This is a genomic window from Pseudomonas sp. AC532 (assembly GCF_979258965.1).
Map to the genome: position 1 here is coordinate 4,896,984 of NZ_OZ409888.1, position 22,720 is coordinate 4,919,703.

Sequence of the window (22,720 nt, forward strand, 5' to 3'; positions counted from 1 at the left end):
AGCCATCCACGATGCCCACGCCCATCAAGGTTTTCATCGTCGACGACTCGGCGCTGGTGCGCCAGGTACTGAGCACCTGCCTGGGTAACCACCCGGGCATCGAGGTGATCGGCCAGGCCGCCGACCCGCTGTTTGCCCTGGACAAGATGAAGCGCCAGTGGCCCGACGTGCTGCTGCTCGACGTGGAGATGCCGCGCATGGACGGCATCACCTTTCTCAGGAAGATCATGGCCGAGCGGCCGACCCCCTGCATCATCTGCTCGTCGTTGACCGAGGCCGGCGCGCCGTTGACCCTCGAGGCGTTGGCGGCTGGCGCGGTGGGCGTGTTCACCAAGGCGCGCCTGGGCCTCAAGGACAACCTGCAGCAGCTTTCCGGCGAACTGATCCGCCAGATCGAGCAGGCCTCGCGCAGCCGACCCCGGCCACTGCCCGGGCGCCCCAGCGAAACCGCCGCGGCCCAGCCACCGGCGGCCGCCGAGCCGATGCGCTTCAACACCACCGACCGGGTGATCGCTCTGGGCACCTCCACCGGCGGTACCCAGGCCCTTGAGGTGCTGCTCAGCCGCCTGCCGGTCGACTGTCCCGGCATCGTGGTGGTGCAGCACATGCCGGAGAAGTTCACCGCGGCCTTCGCCCAGCGCCTCAATGGCCTGTGCCGCATCGAGGTGCGCGAGGCGCGGCACATGGACCGCGTACTGCCGGGCCTGGCGCTGATCGCTCCGGGCGGGCGCCACCTGCAGGTCAGGCGCAGTGGCGCCCAGTACGTGGTGGAGGTGCTCGACGGCCCGCCGGTGAATCGCCACAAACCCTCGGTGGATGTGCTGTTTCGCTCGGTGGCCCGGCATGTGGGGCAGAACGCCGTGGGGGTGATCATGACCGGCATGGGCGACGACGGCGCCCGTGGCCTGCTGGCCATGCGCGAGGCGGGCGGCTGCACCATCGCCCAGGACGAGGCCAGCTGTGTGGTCTTTGGCATGCCCAAGGAAGCGCTCAAGCTGGGCGCCGCGCAGCTCAGCGAATCGCTGTCGAACCTGCCGCGTACCATCCTCCAGCATGTCGGTTATGCCACCGGCTGACGCCCGCGCCCGCGCTTCTCTCTAGCCGGCATGGCCAGGCGCAGCGTTTCTCCGCCTGGGCGAACGGCAAAGGCCGGCTATGCTCATTTGTAAGAGCATGTTCACAATCTTTGCGTAGCCGCATCGTGATGATCAGCGCAACCAGGGCATGCCGCCATCGAGCACGGCGGCCGGGCGACGGTTGGCCCGGGCGGGCGCGGGCCGGCTTAACGGCCCATTGCAGTGCTGGCGCCTCGCGCAGGCCGCGCCGGCTGCCGATTCATGTCGCTGTCACCGCGTGGGTGCCAGGCAAGGAAATGAACAGGCTCGACGTATCCGGTCGTCGCTTGAGGGCGCGATACGGATAAGCCGCGGCTGCAAGGGACGTCGCGGCTCCCCACTGGAGCGAGACAAGAGACGGTGCCATGACGTGCAGGTTACTGCTGGCAGACGACCACGCGCTGATACGCGTCGGTGTGAAGGCGATGATCAATGAACTGGAGGGGTACGAGGTAGTGGGCGAGGCCGAGGACGGCGACCAGGCCATCGCCATGGCGCGCGCCCTGATGCCGGACATCATCCTGCTGGATGTGACCATGAACCGGCTCAGCGGCCTCGACGCGCTGCAAGTGATCGGTCGCGAGGTGCCGGGCTCGCGCATTCTCATGCTGTCGATGCACACCGATGCCAAGGTGGTGCTGGAGGCCCTGGAGCGCGGCGCCGCGGGCTACCTGCTCAAGGATGCGGCCATGTCCGAGCTGCACATGGCATTGCGCGCCGTGGGCCGCGGTGACCGTTACCTGAGCGCGGCGGTGGCCCGTTATGTGATCGACCAGGCTCTGGCCCACGTCAAGGCGATTCCCGCGGAAAGCAACCTGACTGCGCGGCAGATCGAGATGCTGCGTCTGATCACCCGTGGCGCCTCGACCCGGGCGATTGCCGACGGCCTTGGCCTCAGCGTGAAGACGGTGGAGGCGCACCGTGCGCAGATCATGCGCCGCCTGCATATCCACGACGTGCCGGGGTTGGTGCTGTATGCGGTGCGCGAAGGGCTGATCACCCCAGACGACTGAACGCCCGTTGGGGGCGCAAGGGGCTTCGCTGGGGCCCGGCGCGTTGGCCAGCCAGGAGGGCTGACCAGGCCCTGGCAGCGCAGCCTTGCCCGCTGGTCCGGGCGCCAGCGATTCACCAGGCTGGTCGTGCCGCCTTCCCACCGGGCCGCCCATGGCAAATCTTCGGCAAGGGCGAGTCGACAGCTCATCACCGGCGTCGCTCATCCAGCCTCCAGCCTCCAGCCTCCAGCTCACAGCCGCGCAGCGGTTCTGCCCAGGTTCGCGCGTGGTGAGGCAATCAATTGTCGCCTCGCCTCCCACCCTGGCGCCGCGCTCTGTCATCATTCACCCTTTGCCTTTGCACGCGTGAGAACCTCATCCATGTCGGCGTTGAACCCCGGTCTGATCGTCATCCATGGCAACCGCCTCGAGGAGCTGCGTGCCCTGGCGGTGGAGTGGATGCGCCGGTACCCGTTGCGGCCGCTGGAGAACGAGGTGCTGCTGGTGCAGAGCAACGGCATCGCCCAATGGCTCAAGCTGGCGCTCGCCGAACAGGAGGGCTGCGGCATCGCTGCCGCCACCGACGTGAGCCTGCCGGCGCGCTTTCTCTGGCAGGCCTACCGCAGCGTGCTGGGCAGCGAGGCGATTCCCCAGCAGTCGCCGCTGGACAAGGCGCCGCTGACCTGGCGGCTGATGCGCCTGCTGCCCAGCCTGCTCGGCGAACCGTGCTTCGCGCCGCTGCGGCGCTTTCTGGCCGACGATGCCGACCTGCGCAAGCGCCATCAGTTGGCCGAGCGCCTGGCGGACCTGTTCGACCAGTACCAGGTCTACCGCGCCGACTGGCTGGCCGATTGGGCCGAGGGGCTCGATCAGTTGCGCAACGCTCGTGGTGGCGTGCGCCCGCTCGATGAAACCGCGCTCTGGCAGCCGCTGCTGTGGCGCACCCTGCTGGCCGATGTTGGCGAGGAACATCTGTCGCAGAGCCGCGCCGGCGTACATCCGCGCTTCGTCGCCAGGCTGGCCGAGCTGGAGGCGCCGCCCAGCGGCCTGCCACGCCGGGTCACGGTGTTCGGTATTTCCTCGCTACCGGCGCAGATGCTCGAGGCCCTGGCGGCCATGGCGCGCTTCAGCCAGGTGATGCTCTACGTGCACAACCCGTCGCAGCACCACTGGGGCGACATCGTCGAAGACAAGGACCTGCTGCGCCACGAGTACCGCCGGCAAAAGCGCAAGGCCGGGGGCCAGGCGGGGCAGGTCGGCCAGCTGGGCTTGTTCGACGCCGTGGAACTGCACCAGCACGGCCAGCCGCTGCTGGCCTCCTGGGGCAAGCAGGGCCGCGACTACATCAACCTGCTCGACCAGTACGACGAGCCGCAGCGCTACCGCGAGCAGTTCGAGCGCATCGACCTGTTCAGCCCGATGGACGAGGGCACTCTGCTCGGCCAGTTGCACAACGACATTCTTGACCTGCGCCCGGTCGAAGAAAGCCGCACGCGCTGGCCGGCGATCGACCCGCAACAGGACCGCTCGCTGCGCTTCCATGTCGCCCACAGTGCCCAGCGCGAGGTGGAGGTGCTGCACGACCACCTGCTGGCTGCGTTCAGCGAAGACCCGACGCTGCGCCCGCGCGACATCATCGTCATGGTGCCGGACGTGAACAACTACGCCGCGCATATCCGCGCGGTGTTCGGCCAGTTCGCCAGCGACGATGCGCGCTTCATTCCCTTCACCCTGGCGGACCAGGGGCTGCGCGGCAAGGAGCCCCTGGTGATCGCCCTGGAGCACCTGCTGCGCCTGCCCGACAGCCGCTTCAGCGTGAGCGAGATTCTCGACCTGCTGGACGTGGCCGCGGTGCGTGCGCGTTTCGCGATTGGCGAAGATCAGTTGCCGCTGCTGCGCCGCTGGCTGGAAGGCGCCGGCGTACGCTGGGGGCTGGACGCCGCGCAGCGCGAAACCCTCGGCCTGGGCGCCGGGCTGGAGCAGAACAGCTGGCGCTTCGGCCTGCGCCGCATGCTGCTCGGCTATGCCGTCGGCGGCGCCGGGGCGCGTGCGGGGATCGAGCCCTATGACGAGATCGGCGGCCTGGATGCGGCGCTTATCGGCCCGGTGACGCGTTTGCTGGATGCCCTGGCGAGTCACTGCGACAGCCTTGCCGAAACGCTGCTGCCGGTGACCTGGGGCGAGCGCCTGCGTGCCTTGCTGGAGGACTTTTTCCTGCCCCAGGACGAGCGCGACGAAGTGCTGCGCAACCAGGCCCAGGATGCCCTGGAAACCTGGCTGGAGCTGTGTGAGGCGGCAAGCCTGCAGGACGCCTTGCCGCTGGCGGTGGTTCGCGAGGCCTGGTTGGGCGGGCTCGACCAGGGTGGCCTGAGCCAGCGTTTTCTGGCGGGTGCGGTGAACGTGTGCACGCTGATGCCGATGCGCGCCATCCCGTTCCGCCACCTGTGCCTGCTGGGCATGAATGACGGCGACTACCCGCGCAGCCAGGCGCCGCTGGACTTCGACCTGATGGGCGGCGACTACCGCCCCGGTGACCGCTCACGCCGCGAAGACGACCGTTACCTGCTGCTCGAAGCGCTGTTGGCGGTGCGCGAGCGCCTTTATATCAGCTGGGTAGGGCGCAGCATTCGCGACAACACCGAGCGGCCGCCGTCGGTTCTGGTCGGCCAGTTGCGCGACCACCTGGGCAGCGCCTGGCGCCTGGCCGATGGCGGTGATCTGCTCCACGCCCTGACCACCGAGCACCCGCTGCAACCCTTCAGTCGCCGCTATTTTTCCGGCGAGGGGCCGCTGTTCAGCTACGTGCACGAATGGGCCGCCTCCCACCGTGCGCCGCTGGCAGCAACCAGCCAGCAGCCGCTGGGCACTTACCAGGCGGACGATGCGCTCAGCCTGGAAACCTTGCAGCGTTTCCTGCGTGACCCGGTAAAGCACTTCTTCACCGGGCGCCTCAAGGTGCACCTGGACGAAGCCGAGCAGGCCGAGCTGGATGCCGAGCCCTTCGCGCTGGATGGCTTGCAGCGTCATCAGGTCCAGCAGCAACTGCTGCAAGCCGCCGCCCTGGCGCTGGACGAGCAGCAGGGTGTCGACGCGGCGCTGGCACGGGCCGCGCAGCGTATCCAGCGCAGCGGCCTGCTGCCGGTGGCGGGTTTCGGTGATCGCCTGCGCGCGCAACTGCTCGAACCGATGCCGGCGCAACTGCGCGGCTATCAAGCCCTGCTGGCATGCTGGCCCGCTCGCCTGCCATCGCCGATTCGCCTGAGCTTCGCCCATGCCGGCCTGGCGCTGGAGGACTGGCTCGGCGAGCTGCGCAGTGGCGGCGACGGCCTGGCGCGCCTGGAACTGCAAGCCGGTGACCTGAAGCGCAAGGATCGTTCGTACAAATGGCATCGCCTGCTCAGGCCCTGGGTCAACCACGTGGTGGCCGCTGCCTGTGGGCATCCGCTGACCACCCTGCTGGTCGCCGAGGACGTGCGTCTGGCCTTCGAGCCGCTGACCCAGGCTGACGGCGAGCGCATCCTGCAGCACTGGCTGCAGGCCTTTGCTGCAGGCATGCAGGCACCGCTGCCGGTGGCGATCAGAACGGTAGCGGCCTGGTTCGCTCAGCTCGACAAGAGCGATGATGAGAACCTGGCGCTGGACGCCGCGCGCAAGGTTTACGAGGGCGGCCACCTGGTCACCGGTGAAGTGCAGCAGAGCGCCAGCCTGGCACGCCAGTACCCGGATTTCGAAGCCCTTCTGCACGACGGCGGCCAGTTCGCTCACTGGGGCGCCGTGCTCTACGGATCACTGCTCGATGCCGGCATCACCGAGCTCAAGGACGACCAGCCATGAGTCAGCCGACACGCCCCCTGGCACTAAGCTTTCCGCTGCACGGCAGCCGCCTGATCGAGGCGAGCGCCGGTACCGGCAAGACCTACACCATCTCGGCGTTGTACCTGCGCCTGATCCTTCGTCACGGTGGCGAGGCGGCGTTTCGAGAGCCCTTGCTGCCGCCGCAAATTCTCGTGGTGACCTTCACCGATGCCGCCACCCGCGAGCTGCGCGACCGCATTCGTGCGCGCCTGGTGGAGGCGGCCACGGTGTTTCGCGGCGACGCCCAGGGCGATGCCTTGCTGGCCACCCTGAAGGCCGACTTCGCTGCCAGCCAATGGTCCGAGTGCGCCCGCCGGCTGGAACTGGCCGCGCAGTGGATGGACGAGGCCGCGGTGTCGACCATCCACGGCTGGTGCCAGCGCATGCTGCGCGAGCACGCCTTCGACAGCGGCAGTCTGTTCAGCCAGACCCTGGAAACCGACCACAGCGAGCTGCTTGCCGAAGTGGTGCGCGACTATTGGCGCCAGCATTGCTACCCGCTGCAGGGCCTGGCCCTCGACTGGGTGGCGGAAAACTGGGGCGCGCCCGACGAGCTGGGCCAGCGCATCCGCCCGCTGCTCGGCGAGAGCGATGGCGCCGCCGCCCTGGCCCTTGGCGATCTTCTGGACGGCACCCTGCAGGCGCGTCAGCGCGCGCTGCTCGCCCTCAAGCAACCCTGGGCAAGCTGGGCCGACGCGCTGCAAGGCCTGCTCGACCAGGCGGCAGCCGAGAAACAGGTGGATGCCCGGAAGTTGCAGGCGCGCTACTACAAACCCTGGTTCGACAAACTGCGCGCCTGGGCACTGGGCGATGACGACGAGCTGGATATCGGTACCGGCTTCATGCGGCTGACCCCCGACGGCCTGGCCGAAGCCTGGAAAGTCGGCTCGCCACCCGCGCATCCGGCGCTGGAGGCCATGGCCACGCTCAGGGCCGAGCTCGAGGCATTGCCCGCGCCGGGGGATGCCGCGTTGCGTCACGCCGCCACCTGGATTCGCCAGCGCTTCGACCGCGAGAAACGCCAGCGCGCCGAGATGGGCTTCGACGACATGCTCAGCCGTCTGGACGACGCCCTGCAGGGCGACAGCGGCCCGCGCCTGGCCGAGGTGATTCGCCAGCAGTTCCCGGTCGCGCTGATCGACGAGTTCCAGGACACCGATCCGCTGCAGTACCGCATCTTCGACACGCTCTATCAGGTGGACGCGAATCGCGACGACTGTGGCCTGTTCATGATCGGCGACCCGAAGCAGGCCATCTATTCGTTTCGCGGTGCGGACATCCACACCTACCTGCGTGCGCGCCGAGCCACCGCCGGGCGGCACTACAACCTGGACACCAACTTCCGTTCCAGCGAGCCCATGGTCGCGGCGGTCAACCGGCTGTTCGGGCTGGCCGAGACTCGCGCAGGCGGGCAGGGCGCTTTTCTGCTGCGCGACGACCTGCCGTTCCTGGCGGTCGGCGCCCAGGGGCGCAAGGAAGTCTGGACCGTGGAAGGCGAGGCGCAGCCGGCACTCAATCTCTGGCACCTGGCCAGCGACGAAGCCATCGCCAAGGGCCGCTACCTGGATGCCCTGGCCGCCAGCGCGGCGAGCGAGATCGTTCGCCTGCTGGTGCTTGGCCAGCAGCAGCGTGCCGGCTTTCTCAAGGAGGGCACGCTGACGCCCCTGCGCCCCAGCGATATCGCCGTGCTGGTGCGCGATTTCAAGGAGGCCCAGGCGATTCGTGGCGAGCTGGCGGCTCGGGGCGTGCGCAGCGTGTACCTGTCGGACAAGGACTCGGTATTTGCCACCGTCGAAGCCCATGACCTGCTGCTGTGGCTGCGCGCCTGCGCCGAGCCCGATCAGGATCGCCCGTTGCGCGCGGCGCTGGCCAGCTCGACCCTGGGCCTGAGCCTCTCCGAGTTGGAGCAACTGAACCTCGACGAGCGCTTCTGGGAGGCGCGAGTCATGCAGTTCCGCGGTTACCGCCAGCGCTGGCAGCGCCAGGGCGTGCTGCCGATGCTGCGCCAGCTGCTGCAGGATTTCGGTCTGCCGCAACGGTTGATGAGCCGCCCGGACGGCGAGCGGGTGCTGACCAACCTGCTGCACCTGGCCGAGCTGCTGCAACTGGCCGCCGCCGAGCTGGACGGCGAGCTGGCGCTGATCCGCCACCTGGGCGAGTGCCTGGCCGGGCGCGGGCAGGCTGCCGAGGAGCAGGTGCTGCGCCTGGAAAGCGACGATGCCTTGGTGCGGGTGGTGACCATTCACAAATCCAAGGGCCTGGAATACCCGCTGGTGTTCCTGCCCTTCATCTGTTCCTTCCGCCCGCTGGACGACAAGAAACCCGTGCAGGTACATGACGGCGAGCGTCGCCGGCTGCTGCTCAAACCGGATGAAGACAGCCTGGCCCAGGCCGAGCAGGAACGTCTGGGCGAAGACCTGCGCCTGCTCTATGTGGCGCTGACCCGCGCCCAGCACGCCTGCTGGCTGGGTATCGCCGACCTGAAGATCGGCACCGCCAAGGCGTCGCGCCTGCACCAGTGCGCCCTTGGTTACCTGCTTGGTGGCGGGCAGCCGCTGGCACGAAGTGGGCAACTGCTCGACTGGCTGAGCCCGCTGGCCGACCCGCCCCGCTGCGTGGCGTTGCCCGCGCCGGTTGCTAGCGAGCAGCCGTACCGCGCGCAGGGGGCCGACGCCTTCGAGCCACAATGGCGCACGCCATTACGACGTGCCGCCGAGCACTGGTGGATCGCCTCCTACAGCGCGTTGCGCATGGAAGAGGGCGACGCCAGCGTGGTGGCGCGTCATGACGACCTGTCCCCGGACAGCTCTGCCGTGCAGATCGCCAGCGACGACGAGAATCCTGCCCTGGCGCTGGAGCAGATTCCGCATTCTGCCCAGGGCTTGCACCGCTTTCCCCGTGGGCCGAACCCCGGCACCTTCCTCCATGGCCTGCTGGAAATCGCCGCGGCCGAAGGGTTTGCAGCCATGGCGGCCGACCCGCAGATGCTGCGTGAGCACCTGGCGCGACGCTGCCAGCGACGCGGCCTGGAAAGCTGGATCGAGCCGCTGTGGCTATGGCTGCAGGGCCTGCTGGTGCAGCCCATGGCATTGGGCAATGGCCGGTCGGCGAGCCTGGCGCAACTGACGGAGTACCAGGCGGAGCTGGAGTTCTGGTTCGAGGCTCGCCGGGTCGACGTGCTGCGCCTGGATGCCCTGGTGCAGCGCGCTGAAATGCCCGGCGTGGCGCGCCCGCAATTGAGCCGCGACACCCTCAACGGCATGTTCAAGGGCTTTATCGACCTGGTGTTCGAACACGAGGGGCGTTACTACGTGGTCGATTACAAATCCAACTGGCTGGGCGCCGACGAGCAGGCCTATACCGTCGAGGCCATGAGCGCCGCCGTGGCGAGCCACCGTTACGACCTGCAGTACGTGCTGTACGTGCTGGCCCTGCACCGTCACTTGCGGCTGCGCCTGGCCGATTACGACTACGACACGCACATGGGCGGGGCGCTGTACCTGTTTCTGCGCGCACCGGGCGCTGGGCAGTACCGTGCGCGGCCGCAGCGGGCGCTGATCGAAAGACTGGATGCGCTGTTTCTCGGCGAGCCCGTGGAGGACCTGGCATGACGCCGATGCTCGATAACCGCGAAGGTCTGTTCTCCCTGCTGGCAGCCTGGAGCGAGCGCGGCTGGCTGCGCGAGCTGGATCGGACGCTGGCGCATTTCTTCGCCGAGCTCGATCCCGAGGCCTCGCCTCTGCTGCTGCTGGCCGCGGCACTGGCCAGCCATCAGTTGGGCCAGGGGCATGTGTGCCTCGACCTGCAGACCACCCTGGCCGACCCGGATTCGGCGCTGTCGCTGCCGCCAGAAGGCGAGGGCGCCGAAGGCGTCAGCCTGCTGCCCTCCGAGGTGCTGGCCGGTCTGAGCACGGGCGCCTGGCTGACAGCGTGCACCAACAGCGCACTGCTGCACGATGCCGAAGACGAGGTCGCGCCGCTGGTTTTGCACGGCACCTGCCTGTACCTGCGCCGATACTGGGACTACGAGCGCAGCGTCGCCATCGACCTCGGCGAGCGCCTGCACGCGGCGGCGGATGCGCCGGCCGATCTCGCTCAGCGCCTGGCGGTGCTGTTTCCCGAACCGCTGGAACTGGATGGCCAACGCCTTGCCGACTGGCAGAAACTGGCCTGCGCCCTGGCGGCACGGGCGCGCTTCACGCTGATCACCGGCGGCCCCGGCACCGGTAAAACCACCACTGTGGTACGCCTGCTGGCCCTGCTGCAGGCGGCTGCACTGGATCGCGGCGCGCCGTTGCGGCTGAGCCTGGCGGCGCCCACCGGCAAGGCGGCGGCACGGCTGACCGAGTCCATTGGCGCCCAGGTGGCGACCTTGCCAGTCAGCGAAGCGGTGCGCGAGCAGATTCCCAAGACGGTCACCACCTTGCACCGTCTGCTCGGCAGCCGGCCGGACAGCCGGCACTTTCGCCATCACGCCGCCAACCCGCTGCCACTGGATGTGCTGGTGGTCGATGAAGCCTCGATGATCGACCTGGAAATGATGGCCAATCTGCTTGCTGCCCTGCCGACCCACGCGCGCCTGATCCTGCTGGGCGACAAGGACCAGTTGGCCTCGGTGGAGGCCGGCGCGGTGCTGGGCGACCTGTGCCGTGATGCCGAGGCGGGCGGCTACAGCCCGGCCACTCGCGAGTGGCTGGCGCGGCAGACCGGCGAGCGGATTGACGAGGCAGGGCTGCAGATCGGGGAGCGGGCGCTGTCGCAGCACATTGTCATGCTCCGTCATTCGCGGCGTTTCGCTGGCGGTTCCGGCATTGGCCGGCTGGCCCTGGCGGTGAATCGTGGCGCCGCGATGGAGGCCCGCGAAGTGTTGGCCGCCGGCGGAAAGGACCTGCACCAGCTGCGCCTGGCAGGTGAGCAGGACGGCGCCTTCGAACGGCTGTTGCTGGATGGCCTGCCCGGCAGCGAAGAGCGCCCGGTTGGCTATGCCGACTACCTGGATATTCTCCACGGGCAACGGCCTGATCTGGCTGATGGTGATGATCGCTGGGACACCTGGTGCGCCAGCGTGCTGGCGGCGTTCGAACGCTTTCAGTTGTTGTGTGCGGTACGCAAGGGGCCCTGGGGCGTCGAGGCGCTCAACGGACGCATCGCCCATGCCCTGCTGCAGCGCGGGCTGATCGAACAGGAGCACGGCTGGTACGAAGGCCGTCCGGTGCTGGTCACGCGTAACGACTATGGTCTGGGCTTGATGAACGGCGATATTGGTATCGCCCTGCGCTTGCCCGAGCCTGCGCTGGAGGCGGGCGGCCCAGTGCGCTCGGCGCTGCGTGTGGTGTTCCCGCGCAATGACGGTTCGGGCGGCCTGCGCTCGATCCTGCCAAGCCGGCTCGGCGCCGTTGAAAGCGTATTCGCCATGACCGTGCATAAGTCCCAGGGCTCGGAGTTCGCCCATTGCGCCCTGGTGCTGCCGGATACTCTCAATCCTGTGCTGACCAAGGAGCTGGTCTACACCGGCATCACCCGCGCCCGCGATTGTTTCAGCCTCATCGAAAGCCGCGCCGGTATATTCGAGGCCGCCATCGGGCGCCGTGTCGAACGCCGGAGTGGGTTGTGGGAGCGGCTCAGTACATAGTCCCTTGGCCGGTGAATGGCCCGATGGATCGGTCGGGCCGCGCAGCACCCCGTAGGGTGGGCCGGGGCGCGTAGCGACGCTCTTTTCATCCCCCATTGCGACCCCCGTTCGGAGCGCAGTTCAAAGGCGTATCGATGTTCGCCAGCCGCCATCGGCATTGAATGGCCTGGTGGGTCGGTGAAGCGTGACCCACCCTACGAGATGCGGTAGCCCGTGGTTGAGACCGTAGGGTGGGCCGGGGCGCGTAGCCGATGCTCTTTTCATCCACCATTGCGATCCCCGTTCGGAGCGCAGTTCAAAGGCGTATCGATGTTCGCCAGCCACCATCGGCATTGAATGGCCTGGTGGGTCGGTGAAGCGTGACCCACCCTACGAGATGCGGTAGCCCGTGGTTGAGACCGTAGGGTGGGCCGGGGCGCGTAGCCGACGATCTTTTCATCCCCCATTGCGATCCCCGTTCGGAGCGCAGTTCAAAGGCGTATCGATGTTCGCCAGCCACCATCGGCATTGAATGGCCTGGTGGGTCGGTGAAGCGTGACCCACCCTACGGGATTTCACTATTGCGGTTTTGTCGTTAGCCAATCACCTTGCGCAGGCGCAGCCCGGCGATCAGGCCGGCGAAGCAGAACACGGCGAACAGCCAGCCAGAGGCGGCGCCGGCCATGATGCCGGAGAGCAGGGTGCCGACGGTGCAGCCCAAGGCAAGCATGCCGCCCAGGCCGAGTAATACGCCGCCTACGAAATTACGCAGGGCCTCCCGAGCGCATGGCCAGCGCGGCGCGCAGTCGCCAGCGAGCAGGGCGCTGGCCCAGGCGGCGAAAACCAGGCCGAGAATGAAAACGCCATTGTTCGACAGCAGGGTTTCCTTCACCACGGTGGCGCAGCCGGAAAATCCATCCAGACCTTCCAGGCGCTCAGGCAGCCAGCCCAGCCCGTTGGCGGCGGTTCGCGACAGGCTGCCAAGCTCGGCGGTTACCCCCAGCGGGCCGACGCGCAGGTAAGCCGCCAGGGCCAGCGTGCCGATCAGGATGCCACCGACCCAGGTCGGCCATCGTGCGCCAAATAACAATTGGCGCAGGCCACTGTCCGGGCGCCCGGGCTCATCGCTTTTGCGGTAGCGCAACAGCAAATGGGCCAGGCCGCCAAGCACCGCCAGTTGCAGCAGTAGCGAGCCGCCGTAACCGAACTGTGCCGGCAGCCAGATCACCGGGGCCTCCTGGATGCTAGCCAGGTACAGGGTGTTCCAGCACAGGAAGCCGAGAAAGAAGCCGATCAGCGCACCCAGCAGTGCGAGCACCGAGGCCAGGGCGCCTTCGCCCAAACGGTACAGATGGGCGCTGATGCACGACCCGGAAATCGCCATGCCCAGGCCAAACAGGGCGGCGCCCAACGCCAATACCCAGCTCAATGGGCCGATATGGGCGTCCGGCGGCAGGCGCCCGCTGGCAGGGTCCGGCAGGAAGGCGCCGAAGGCCGCGTGATAACCCAGGGTGCCGACCGCCAGGGCAGCGAGGATGCCGAGCAGGCCGCGTGGGTCACGGCGTTCGATGAAATCGCGGCTGACGCACAAGAAACAGAAGCGCGAACGCTGCAGCAGCACACCGAACAGGCCGCCTGCCAGCAGGGAAAAACTCAGGGCCCGTCCTTCGTTGCTAGGCGTGGCTAGCAGCCAGGCGGCCATGGCCAGGGCAGAGAGAACCAGGATGGCGCCGCCGGTGCGCAAGGTGAGCATGGAAGGTCGCTCCATTGACGGTTGTCCGTTGGGTGGAATTGGGACAGATCCCGAGTAGCGTTGAGGGCGCCCATAACAATCGCCGGGAGCGATTTTTAACGTCGCTTGCGACGGCCCGTAGGGTGGCCGCCATGGATGGCAGGCCATAAAAAGGGGCGGATGCCACGCCTGGCACATCCGCCCCGTCAAGGGTGTTTTCCTGGGGTTACTTGCCGCCCCAGACCGTGCCGGCGACGTTGACTACGGGTACGCCGACGGCATTGCCGTATTCGGTCCACGAGCCGTCGTAGTTGCGCACGTCGTAGCCGAGGATCTTCTTAAGCGCGAACCAGGTGTGGCTGGAGCGCTCGCCGATGCGGCAGTAGGTGATGATCGGTTTGCTGCCGTCTATGCCCACGGCTGCGTAGACTTTCTTCAGCTCCTCGGCGGACTTGAACGTACCGTCGGCAGCGACGGCCTGGCCCCACGGAACGTTGACGGCGCCCGGCACGTGGCCGGCGCGCACAGCCAGCTCCTGTACCCCCTGAGGCGCGAAGACCTTGCCGTTGTATTCATCGGCGGAACGGATATCCACCAGTTGCGCGTCGCTGCGTTTTTCCGCAGCGGCCAGTACGTCCGGCAGGAAGGCGCGCAGCTCCTTGTTGGCGGCCTTGAGGGTGACGTTACCGTTGCCCGGGCTGCTGGCGCGGTTGCTCAGGGTGCGTTTTTCCGCTTCCCATTTGACTCGCCCACCATCGAGCAGCTTCACGTTCTCCACGCCGTAGACATCGAACACCCAGGCACCCCAGGCGGCGAACCAGTTGTTGTGGTCGCCATAAAGGATGGTGGTGGTGTCGTCCGAGACGCCGGATTGGCGCAGCAGGCTCTGCAGGGCTTCCTGGCTGGCGATGTCACGCCTGACCGGATCGACCAGATCGCTGTGCCAGGCCAGGTTGACCGCGCCAGGGATATGGCCGCGCTCATAGACGCCAGGCACCACGCTGACTTCGATGATGCGTACCTTCGGATTGTCGAGGTTCTTCTCCAGCCACTCGGTGGTGACCAGAAATTCGCTGGCAGCCCAGGTGGGCGCGGACAGCAGGCTGGCGACGGCGATCACGCCAGCGCCGAACAGGGAACGAATGTGCATATGAGGCTCCTTTTCATCTGATGCAATTAGGCGTTGTTGGGTCGGTGTCTCTGGCAGTTCTATTGATCGTCCTGGCCCTCCCTGTGATGCGCCCTGGTGTCAGCGCTTCTCTGGTGCCCAGGTGGCGACATCCACGGCATCCACTGGCGCGGGCAACAAGCCTTCCTTGTAAAAGGCGTCGGCGATCTTTTGCTGCTCTTTCAGGCTGCCCGGGTGTACGGCGCGCACCTGATAGCTGCGCCGTGCGTTGGCTTTCTCGACGACGGCCGGGTCCAGGTTCCCCCACAACGGGCCGAGCAGCTCGGCGGCCTCACGGGGGTTGCTGCGTACCCAGTCGCCGGTCTTTTGCAGTTCGGCGAATACGGTTTCGAGCACCTTGGGGTTGGCCTTGGCGAAGCGGGTGCTGGTCAGGTAATAGCGCTGGTAGTCGGCCAGGCCTTCGCCATCGGCCAGGGTTCGGGTCGGCAGTTGTTGTTGGGCGCCGCTGAGGAAGGGTTCCCAGGTCACCCAGGCATCCACGCGCTTGTTCTCGAAGGCGGCGCGGCCATCGGCGGGGGTCAGGTAGGCGGGCTGGATGTCGCCGAACGTGAGCCCGGCCTTGGCCAGTGCGGCGATCAGCAGGTAGTGGCTGCCGGCGGCTTTGGTGACGGCGACTTTCTTGCCCTTGAGATCGGCCAGGGTGTTGATTGGGGAATCTTCGCGAACGATTACTGCCTGGGCGGCAGGTGAGGGCGCTTCCTGGGCAAAGTAAGTGAGCTCGGCCCCCGCAGCCTGCGCGAACACCGGTACGGTATCGGCGACATCCGCTGACAGATCGATATTGCCGACGTTGAGTGACTCCAGCAGCGGCTGGCCGTTGGGGAATTCATGCCAACTGATCTGCACGCCCTGATCGGCCAAGGCTTTTTCCAGCGTGCCCTGGGTTTTCAGGATGCTGATCAGGGTCGAGGATTTCTGATAGCCGATACGCAGGGTATCGGCATTGGCCTGGGGCAGGGCAAGCAGCAGGCTGGCGGCGATCAGCGCAGGGCGGAGCAGTGACATGGTGAGCCTCATCAATGGCGTGGCCAGCCATGGATAAGGGCGGGTCACGGGACGGTCTGGGTTGAGCAGGGTGTCCGGTGATCCGGTAAGGCAAACTAGACGATCTAAAAAATATGAATCCAATAATTAATAGGAATTAGCTTAGATGGATTGCAGCCCGATGCTGAATCCAGCATCGGGCCGGCCCCGCGACGCCATGAATTGACGCCATGCAGCAGCTTACGAGGCGATAGCAACGACGTTACGAGGCCGTTCGGTCGTTGTAAGAAAGCATTTCAGGGGATTTGCACGCCGGCGGCGTCCAGCATCTCGACCAGGCGAATCAGCGGCAGGCCGATCAGGCTGTTGACGTCACTGCCTTCGGTGCGGCGAAACAGGCTGATACCGAGGCCCTCGGCCTTGAAACTGCCAGCACAGTCATAAGGTTCTTCGGCGTTCAGGTAGCGCGCGATCTGCGCGCCGCTCAGGACACGGAAGTGCACCGTATAAGGAACGCAGTCGACCTGGCAGGAGCCGTCGCGGCTGTCGAGCAGTGCCAGGCCGGTGAGAAAGGTCACGCTTTTGCCGCTGGCTGCGGTCAGCTGGGCGTGGGCGCGTTTATACTCGTGGGGTTTGCCGAGTATCTGCCCGTCCAGCACGGCGACCTGATCCGAGCCGATGATCAGGTGCGAGCTGAAGCGTTCGGCCAGTGCCAGGGCTTTCTCACGGGCCAGGCGGCGCACCAGCGCCTCGGCGGATTCACCGGCCTGGGGCGACTCGTCGATGCTTGGCGCGGCCCACTCGAAGGGCTGGCGCAAACGGCCCAGCAGCTCGCGACGGTAGGGGGAGCTGGAGGCAAGAACCAGGGACGGCATCGGCGTTGACCTTGTACGGAACGAGCGGCTGATTCTAGTCGTCGGCAAAGGCGCTGGACAGGCGCAATTTCCTTTGACAGCGTACGGCCGCATCCATAGAATGCGGCGCCTATGTCAAATGGCCCGATTCCACCTCACGTTGATCCACGCAAACTCGCCGACCGTGGTGCCACCCTTCAGGGTGAGCTACCCCTAGCCGATTTGTCGAGGCTCTGCGACCCTCTTGCCGATAATGGCGGTAACGTGCGCGCGAAGTTTTCTTTCGAGCGTGACGAGCGCCATGCTGTGGTCATCCACAGCCAGCTTGAGGTCGAAGTCAAGATGGTTTGCCAGCGTTGTCTGGATCAGGTCACCTTACCGATCCTCAGCGAGTGTGATTACGCTGTGGTGAAGGAAGGCGCGAATACCCAGTCCGTGCCGCAAGGCTATGACGTACTGGAAATGGGTGAAGATCCTCTGGATCTGCTGGCCTTGATCGAGGATGAGCTTTTGCTCGCCTTGCCCATCGTGCCGGTTCATGACCCGAAAGATTGCCAGCAGCCGGCGGGCCTTGATGAGCCCGAGTCGAGCGAGGACGGGGAGACGCGGTCCAACCCGTTCAGTGTATTGGCACAGTTAAAGCGTGACCCAAACGTTTAGGAGTTTACTAGTATGGCTGTTCAGCAGAACAAAAAATCCCGTTCCGCCCGTGACATGCGTCGTTCGCATGACGCGCTCGAGGGTAACGCTCTGTCGGTTGAGAAGAGCACCGGTGAAGTTCACCTGCGCCACCACGTATCGCCGGAAGGTGTTTACCGTGGTCGCAAAGTGATCGACAAGGGCGCTGACGAGTAAATCTTGTCCGCTCCGATCATCGCGATTGACGCAATGGGTGGGGACTTCGGTCCCCACTGCATTGTTCCAGCCAGCGTCGCCTGTCTGGCTGAGTTCCCCTCGCTACACCTGGTGCTAGTCGGCCAAGCCCCCCTTATCGAAACCCTGCTCGCTGGAATCTCCGGTGTGGATCGGTCGCGCCTGCAGATCGAGCATGCCGGCGAGTCCATCGAGATGGGCGAGCGCCCGGCCCAGGCGTTGCGCGGCAAGCCGGATTCCTCCATGCGCGTGGCCTTGGAGGTGGTGCGCGATGGGCGCGCCCATGCCTGTGTGAGTGCCGGCAACACCGGGGCGCTGATGGCCCTGTCGCGTCACGTGCTGAAGACGCTGCCGGGTATCGACCGGCCGGCGATGATAGTGGCCATTCCAAGTCGCCATGGCGTCTGCCACCTGCTCGATCTGGGTGCCAATGTCGATTGCACTGCCGAGCACCTTTGCCAGTTCGCGATCATGGGGGCTGTGGCGGCCGAGGTGCAGGGCATCCCGGCGCCGCGGGTCGGCTTGCTGAATGTTGGCAGCGAAGAGACCAAGGGCAACCAGCAGGTCAAGCAGGCGGCTGCGCTGCTCGAAGGTGTCGAAGGCCTCAACTACATCGGTTTCGTCGAGGGTGACGGTCTGTATCGCGGCGACGCCGACGTGCTGGTCTGCGATGGCTTCGTGGGCAACGTGCTGCTCAAATCCAGCGAGGGGCTGGTAACCATGATCGTGGCGCGGCTCGAGGCGCTGTTTCGCAGTAACCTGCTGAGCCGCATCGCGGGCCTGCTGGCGTTGCCGGTGTTGCGCCGCCTGCGCGGCGAACTGGCTCCTGCGCGGCACAATGGCGCGAGTTTCATTGGCCTGCAGGGCATCGTGGTGAAGAGTCACGGCAGTGCCGGCCCGGATGGTATAAAGAGCGCCATTCGCCGGGCCATGACCGATGTGCAGGAGAATTTGCCGGAGCGACTGAGTGGTCGAATCAAACACATGATCGGTAATATGTGACCACTTGGGATGGGCAGCCATCCAAAATGTCAGTTTTCCAGCGCTCGCCGATGGCGGGCGTCAATGTTCGACGAGAAGATCACTAAGGGAACCGTTCAATGTCTGCATCCCTCGCATTCGTCTTTCCCGGTCAGGGCTCGCAAGCGCTGACCATGCTGGCCGGCCACGGCGCAGAGCACGCGCTGATCCTCGATACCTTCAGCGAAGCATCGAGCGCCCTGGGTTATGACCTGTGGGCGTTGACCCAGCAGGGCCCGGAAGAGCAGCTCAACCAGACCGACAAGACCCAGCCGGCCATTCTGGCTGCCTCTATCGCCCTGTGGCGTTTGTGGCTGGCCGAGGGCGGCGCGCGCCCTGCGTTCGTCGCCGGGCACAGTCTGGGTGAGTACAGCGCACTGGTCGCCGCCGGCTCCATTGGTTTCGCCGAAGCGGTCAGGCTGGTCGAACTGCGCGGCCAACTGATGCAGCAGGCCGTGCCGGCTGGGCAGGGCGGCATGGCAGCAATTCTTGGCCTGGAAGATGCCGACGTGCAGGCTGCCTGCGCCGAAGCGGCCGAGGGCGAAGTGGTCAGCGCGGTGAACTACAACGCACCGGGCCAGGTGGTGATCGCCGGCTCTGCGGCGGCCGTGGCTCGCGCCGTGGAAGCCTGCAAGGCGCGTGGCGCCAAGCGCGCATTGCCGTTGCCGGTCAGCGTGCCGTCGCACTGCGAGCTGATGCGTCCGGCGGCCGAGCGCTTCGCCGAGTCCGTTGCCGCGATTGCCTGGCAGGCGCCGCAGATTGCGCTGGTGCAGAACGTCAGTGCCGCTGTGGTGGCCGATCTCGATACCCTCAAGCGCGACCTGCTGGCGCAGCTGTACAGCCCGGTCCGCTGGGTGGAGTCGATGGTTCGCCTGGGCGAGCAAGGCGTCACCGATCTGGTCGAATGCGGCCCTGGCAAAGTGCTGTCGGGCCTTAACAAGCGCTGTGTCAAGGGCGTCAACACGCACAACCTCGACACCCCTGAGGCCTTCGCTGCTGCGCGTGCCGCATTGGCCGCCGTCTAGGCCCAACACTAGGAGAATGCTATGAGTCTGCAAGGTAAGGTTGCACTGGTTACCGGCGCGAGCCGCGGCATTGGCCAGGCGATTGCCCTGGAGCTGGGGCGTCAGGGGGCCGTGGTAATCGGTACCGCGACGTCCGAGGCGGGTGCCGAGCGCATCGCAGCCACCCTCAAGGAAAATGGCATCGAAGGCACCGGCCTGATGCTCAACGTCAGCAATGACGAGTCTGTCGCGGCCACCCTGGAAAAGATCCAGAAAGACTTCGGTCAGGTGCTGGTGCTGGTCAACAATGCCGGTATCACCCGCGACAACCTGATGCTGCGCATGAAAGACGACGAGTGGTATGACGTTATCGATACCAACCTCAACAGCCTCTATCGTTTGTCGAAGGCTGTGCTGCGTGGCATGACCAAGGCGCGTTTCGGGCGTATCATCAACATCGGTTCGGTGGTGGGTGCCATGGGCAACGCCGGGCAGGTGAACTACGCTGCAGCCAAGGCTGGCCTTGAAGGCTTCGGCCGTGCACTGGCCCGTGAGGTCGGTTCGCGTTCGATCACCGTCAACGCGGTGGCACCGGGTTTCATCGACACCGATATGACCCGTGAATTGCCGGAAACGCAGCGCGAAGCACTGCTTACACAGATTCCGCTGGGCCGTCTGGGGCAGGCACAAGAGATCGCCAACGTGGTTTCTTTCCTCGCATCCGATGGTGCAGCTTACGTCACAGGGGCTACCATCCCTGTGAACGGTGGGATGTACATGAGCTGAATACGGGCGGTGCCGAGGCGAACGTCGGCGATTCGATGGAAAATTAGTGGCAACTTTGCTGGTTTTGAAATGGGATCGTCGGGGCTTTTCCGTGCGCGCCATCGGCTTTCAGCTTGAAAAGCCGAAAACCCTTTCTATACACTTGCCGGCACAACCAGCTGGCTGGATTTGTCCAATAGGAGTGACAACACGTGAGCACCATCGAAGAACGCGTCAAGAAAATCGTTGCCGAGCAACTGGGCGTGAAGGAAGAAGAAGTAACCAACAGCGCTTCCTTCGTTGAAGACCTGGGTGCCGACTCTCTTGACACCGTTGAGCTGGTGATGGCTCTCGAAGAAGAATTCGAGACCGAAATCCCGGACGAGCAAGCCGAGAAGATCACCACTGTTCAGGAAGCAATCGACTACGTTACCGCGCACGCGCAGTAAGCAGTTCGTCGCTTCCCGATCTGGAAAAGCCGCACGTCTGCAAAGGCGTGCGGCTTTTCTTTGACGGTTCACTGTAAAAGCAAAGAAGAGCGCCGACGGCGTCCTGGACCTGGGGTGGTGCAGCCACCTGGAGCCAATCGCCGGATGATCAATCGGCCCGGGCATGAGTGTGCCGGGGTACATCGAGGCGTCGACAAAACTGACAAGAGGAGATTGCTGTGTCGCGTAGACGCGTCGTGGTTACCGGTATGGGCATGTTGTCGCCGCTGGGTAACGATGTGCCGAGCAGCTGGCAGGGCATTCTGGCCGGCCGCAGTGGCATCGGCCTGCTTGACCATATGGATCTTTCCGCCTTTTCCACCCGTATCGGTGGGTCGGTGAAGAATTTCGATGTCGAGCCGTATCTGTCCGCCAAAGAGGCGCGCAAGCTCGACCTGTTCATTCAGTACGGCCTGGCGGCCTGCTTTCAGGCGGCCCGAGATTCCGGCCTGGAAGTCACGGATGCCAACCGTGATCGTATCGGTGTGGCCATGGGCTCCGGGATTGGCGGCCTGACCAACATCGAGAACAACTGCAAGTCATTGCACGAACAGGGACCGCGGCGCATTTCGCCGTTCTTCGTGCCGGGCTCGATCATCAACATGATTTCCGGGTTCCTGTCGATCCACCTGGGTCTGCAGGGCCCCAACTATGCCATCGCCACCGCCTGCACCACCGGTACCCATTGTATCGGCATGGCTGCGCGCAACATTGCCTACGGCGAGGCCGACGTGATGATTGCCGGCGGTGCCGAGATGGCCGCCTGCGGCCTGGGGCTGGGCGGCTTCGGCGCGGCACGGGCGATGTCCACCCGCAACGACGAGCCGACCAAGGCGAGTCGGCCGTGGGACAAGGGCCGCGACGGCTTCGTGCTGTCCGACGGCGCCGGCGCGCTGGTGCTCGAAGAGCTCGAGCACGCCAGGGCGCGTGGCGCGACCATCTATGCCGAGCTGATTGGCTTTGGCATGAGTGGCGACGCTTTCCACATGACCTCGCCGCCCGAAGACGGCGCCGGTGCTGCGCGCTGCATGGCCAACGCCTTGCGCGATGCAGGCATCCAGCCTTCCGATGTGCAGTACATCAACGCCCATGGCACCTCGACGTCGGCTGGCGACAAGGCCGAAGTGGCGGCGATCAAGACGGTATTCGGCGAGCATGCGCGCCATGTCGCGGTCAGCTCGACCAAGTCGATGACCGGCCACCTGCTCGGTGCGGCCGGGGCGGTCGAGGCGATCTTCAGCATCCTCGCATTGCGGGATCAGGTGGCGCCACCGACCATCAACCTGGACGAGCCGGACGAAGGCTGTGACCTGGACTTCGTGCCGCACCACGCGCGCAAGATGCCGATCGAAGTGGCGCTGTCCAACTCGTTCGGTTTCGGTGGCACCAACGGCTCACTGGTATTTCGCCGGTACGCCGATTGATGTTCAGCTGGGTCGATGGCCGGCCGGCCACGTCGTTGTCTCTGGTGGACCGCGGCCTGGCCTACGGTGACGGCCTGTTCGAAACCATGGCCGTGCGCGGCGGTCGGCCGGTGCTGCTCGAACGTCACCTGGCTCGGGTCACCGCCGGCTGCCGGCGTCTGCGCATCGACCTCGACAGCGCGGCACTGCGCGGCGAACTGCTGGCCTTCTGTGGCGAACTGCAGCAGGGCCTCGCCAAGCTGATCATCACCCGTGGTGACGGCCAGCGCGGCTACGCACGGCCTGCAGGGGCTCCGCGGCGTATCCTGCAGGCTGGCCGCATGCCAGCCTATCCGCTGCAGCACGCGGAGGATGGCATCCAGCTGTTTGCCTGCGCCACCCGCCTGGCCGAGCAGCCGCTGCTGGCCGGCCTCAAGCACCTCAATCGCCTCGAGCAGGTATTGGCCCGCGCCGAATGGCAGGACGACGGGTACGCAGAAGGATTGATGCGCGATGTGTCGGGGCGCGTGATCGAAGGGGTGTTCAGCAACCTCTTCGTGGTCTGCCGTGGCGCGCTGTCGACGCCCGAGCTGTCGCGCTGCGGCGTGGCCGGGGTGATGCGCGCCGAGCTGCTGGAACAGGCGCAGGGCCTGGGTATCGATTGTCAGGTCGGCGATATCGAGCTCGACGAGGTGCTGGCCGCCGACGAGGTGTTTCTCTGCAACAGCCTGTACGGCGTATGGCCGGTTCGCCAGTTGCAGCACCGTCACTGGCCGGTCGGGCCGCTCACCCGTAAACTGCAGGCCGTTGCCCGTCATCTACTGGACTGCTGATC

The 22,720-nt window shown here is 65.9% G+C and carries 17 protein-coding genes; 13 read left to right on the forward strand and 4 right to left on the reverse strand.

The window, feature by feature from the left end:
- Nucleotides 1-11: 11 nt before the first annotated feature.
- The 5 genes from ACZ0AV_RS22810 to recD all read left to right on the forward strand — a co-directional run bounded on the left by ACZ0AV_RS22810 (nt 12) and on the right by recD (nt 11,594).
- Complete coding sequence (locus ACZ0AV_RS22810) at nt 12-1,076, forward strand: protein-glutamate methylesterase/protein-glutamine glutaminase (protein WP_499153119.1); 1,065 nt, start codon at nt 12-14, stop codon at nt 1,074-1,076.
- 404 nt (nt 1,077-1,480) lie between these two features.
- A complete protein-coding gene (locus ACZ0AV_RS22815; protein WP_499153120.1) occupies nt 1,481-2,128 on the forward strand; it encodes a response regulator in 648 nt (215 codons plus the stop codon).
- A gap of 360 nt (nt 2,129-2,488) precedes the next feature.
- Nucleotides 2,489-5,941, forward strand: a complete 3,453-nt coding sequence (recC, locus tag ACZ0AV_RS22820) for an exodeoxyribonuclease V subunit gamma (RefSeq protein WP_499153121.1) — start codon at nt 2,489-2,491, stop codon at nt 5,939-5,941.
- Complete coding sequence (gene recB, locus ACZ0AV_RS22825) at nt 5,938-9,573, forward strand: exodeoxyribonuclease V subunit beta (protein ID WP_499153122.1); 3,636 nt, start codon at nt 5,938-5,940, stop codon at nt 9,571-9,573. Before recC ends, recB begins: the two co-directional genes overlap by 4 nt.
- The gene (gene recD, locus ACZ0AV_RS22830) at nt 9,570-11,594 is read left to right on the forward strand and encodes an exodeoxyribonuclease V subunit alpha (RefSeq protein ID WP_499153123.1); all 2,025 of its coding nucleotides are present in this window, start codon (nt 9,570-9,572) and stop codon (nt 11,592-11,594) included. The genes recB and recD overlap by 4 nt, the downstream gene beginning before the upstream one ends.
- A gap of 574 nt (nt 11,595-12,168) precedes the next feature.
- On the opposite strand, the gene ACZ0AV_RS22835 is transcribed toward recD, so the two are convergent.
- The 4 genes from ACZ0AV_RS22835 to ACZ0AV_RS22850 all read right to left on the reverse strand — a co-directional run bounded on the left by ACZ0AV_RS22835 (nt 12,169) and on the right by ACZ0AV_RS22850 (nt 16,353).
- A complete protein-coding gene (locus tag ACZ0AV_RS22835) occupies nt 12,169-13,326 on the reverse strand; it encodes a YeeE/YedE family protein (protein ID WP_499153124.1) in 1,158 nt (385 codons plus the stop codon).
- Between the two features lie 205 nt (nt 13,327-13,531).
- Complete coding sequence (locus ACZ0AV_RS22840) at nt 13,532-14,455, reverse strand: sulfurtransferase (protein WP_499153125.1); 924 nt, start codon at nt 14,453-14,455, stop codon at nt 13,532-13,534.
- A gap of 99 nt (nt 14,456-14,554) precedes the next feature.
- A complete protein-coding gene (locus ACZ0AV_RS22845) occupies nt 14,555-15,499 on the reverse strand; it encodes an aliphatic sulfonate ABC transporter substrate-binding protein (RefSeq protein WP_499153126.1) in 945 nt (314 codons plus the stop codon).
- Between the two features lie 275 nt (nt 15,500-15,774).
- Nucleotides 15,775-16,353, reverse strand: coding sequence for a Maf family protein (locus ACZ0AV_RS22850; protein WP_499153127.1), 579 nt, complete (start codon nt 16,351-16,353; stop codon nt 15,775-15,777).
- Between the two features lie 111 nt (nt 16,354-16,464).
- Here ACZ0AV_RS22850 and ACZ0AV_RS22855 point away from each other — a divergent pair, with 111 nt between their 5' ends.
- The 8 genes from ACZ0AV_RS22855 to pabC all read left to right on the forward strand — a co-directional run bounded on the left by ACZ0AV_RS22855 (nt 16,465) and on the right by pabC (nt 22,718).
- On the forward strand, nt 16,465-16,992 hold the full coding sequence (locus tag ACZ0AV_RS22855) for a YceD family protein (RefSeq protein ID WP_499153128.1): 528 nt from the start codon (nt 16,465-16,467) through the stop codon (nt 16,990-16,992).
- A 12-nt stretch (nt 16,993-17,004) separates the two neighbouring features.
- Nucleotides 17,005-17,187: a 50S ribosomal protein L32 gene (gene rpmF, locus ACZ0AV_RS22860; protein ID WP_025167420.1), complete on the forward strand. Its 183-nt coding sequence runs from the start codon at nt 17,005-17,007 to the stop codon at nt 17,185-17,187.
- 3 nt (nt 17,188-17,190) lie between these two features.
- Nucleotides 17,191-18,207: a phosphate acyltransferase PlsX gene (gene plsX / locus ACZ0AV_RS22865; RefSeq protein WP_499153129.1), complete on the forward strand. Its 1,017-nt coding sequence runs from the start codon at nt 17,191-17,193 to the stop codon at nt 18,205-18,207.
- A 98-nt stretch (nt 18,208-18,305) separates the two neighbouring features.
- A complete protein-coding gene (fabD, locus tag ACZ0AV_RS22870; RefSeq protein ID WP_499153130.1) occupies nt 18,306-19,250 on the forward strand; it encodes an ACP S-malonyltransferase in 945 nt (314 codons plus the stop codon).
- A 21-nt stretch (nt 19,251-19,271) separates the two neighbouring features.
- Nucleotides 19,272-20,015 (forward strand): 3-oxoacyl-ACP reductase FabG, encoded by a 744-nt coding sequence (gene fabG, locus ACZ0AV_RS22875; RefSeq protein ID WP_499153131.1) that lies wholly within the window; start codon nt 19,272-19,274, stop codon nt 20,013-20,015.
- Between the two features lie 191 nt (nt 20,016-20,206).
- A complete protein-coding gene (acpP, locus tag ACZ0AV_RS22880) occupies nt 20,207-20,443 on the forward strand; it encodes an acyl carrier protein (RefSeq protein ID WP_003245177.1) in 237 nt (78 codons plus the stop codon).
- Between the two features lie 218 nt (nt 20,444-20,661).
- Nucleotides 20,662-21,906 (forward strand): beta-ketoacyl-ACP synthase II, encoded by a 1,245-nt coding sequence (gene fabF, locus ACZ0AV_RS22885; protein WP_499153132.1) that lies wholly within the window; start codon nt 20,662-20,664, stop codon nt 21,904-21,906.
- Nucleotides 21,906-22,718, forward strand: a complete 813-nt coding sequence (pabC, locus tag ACZ0AV_RS22890; protein WP_499153133.1) for an aminodeoxychorismate lyase — start codon at nt 21,906-21,908, stop codon at nt 22,716-22,718. Before fabF ends, pabC begins: the two co-directional genes overlap by 1 nt.
- Nucleotides 22,719-22,720: the final 2 nt, after the last annotated feature.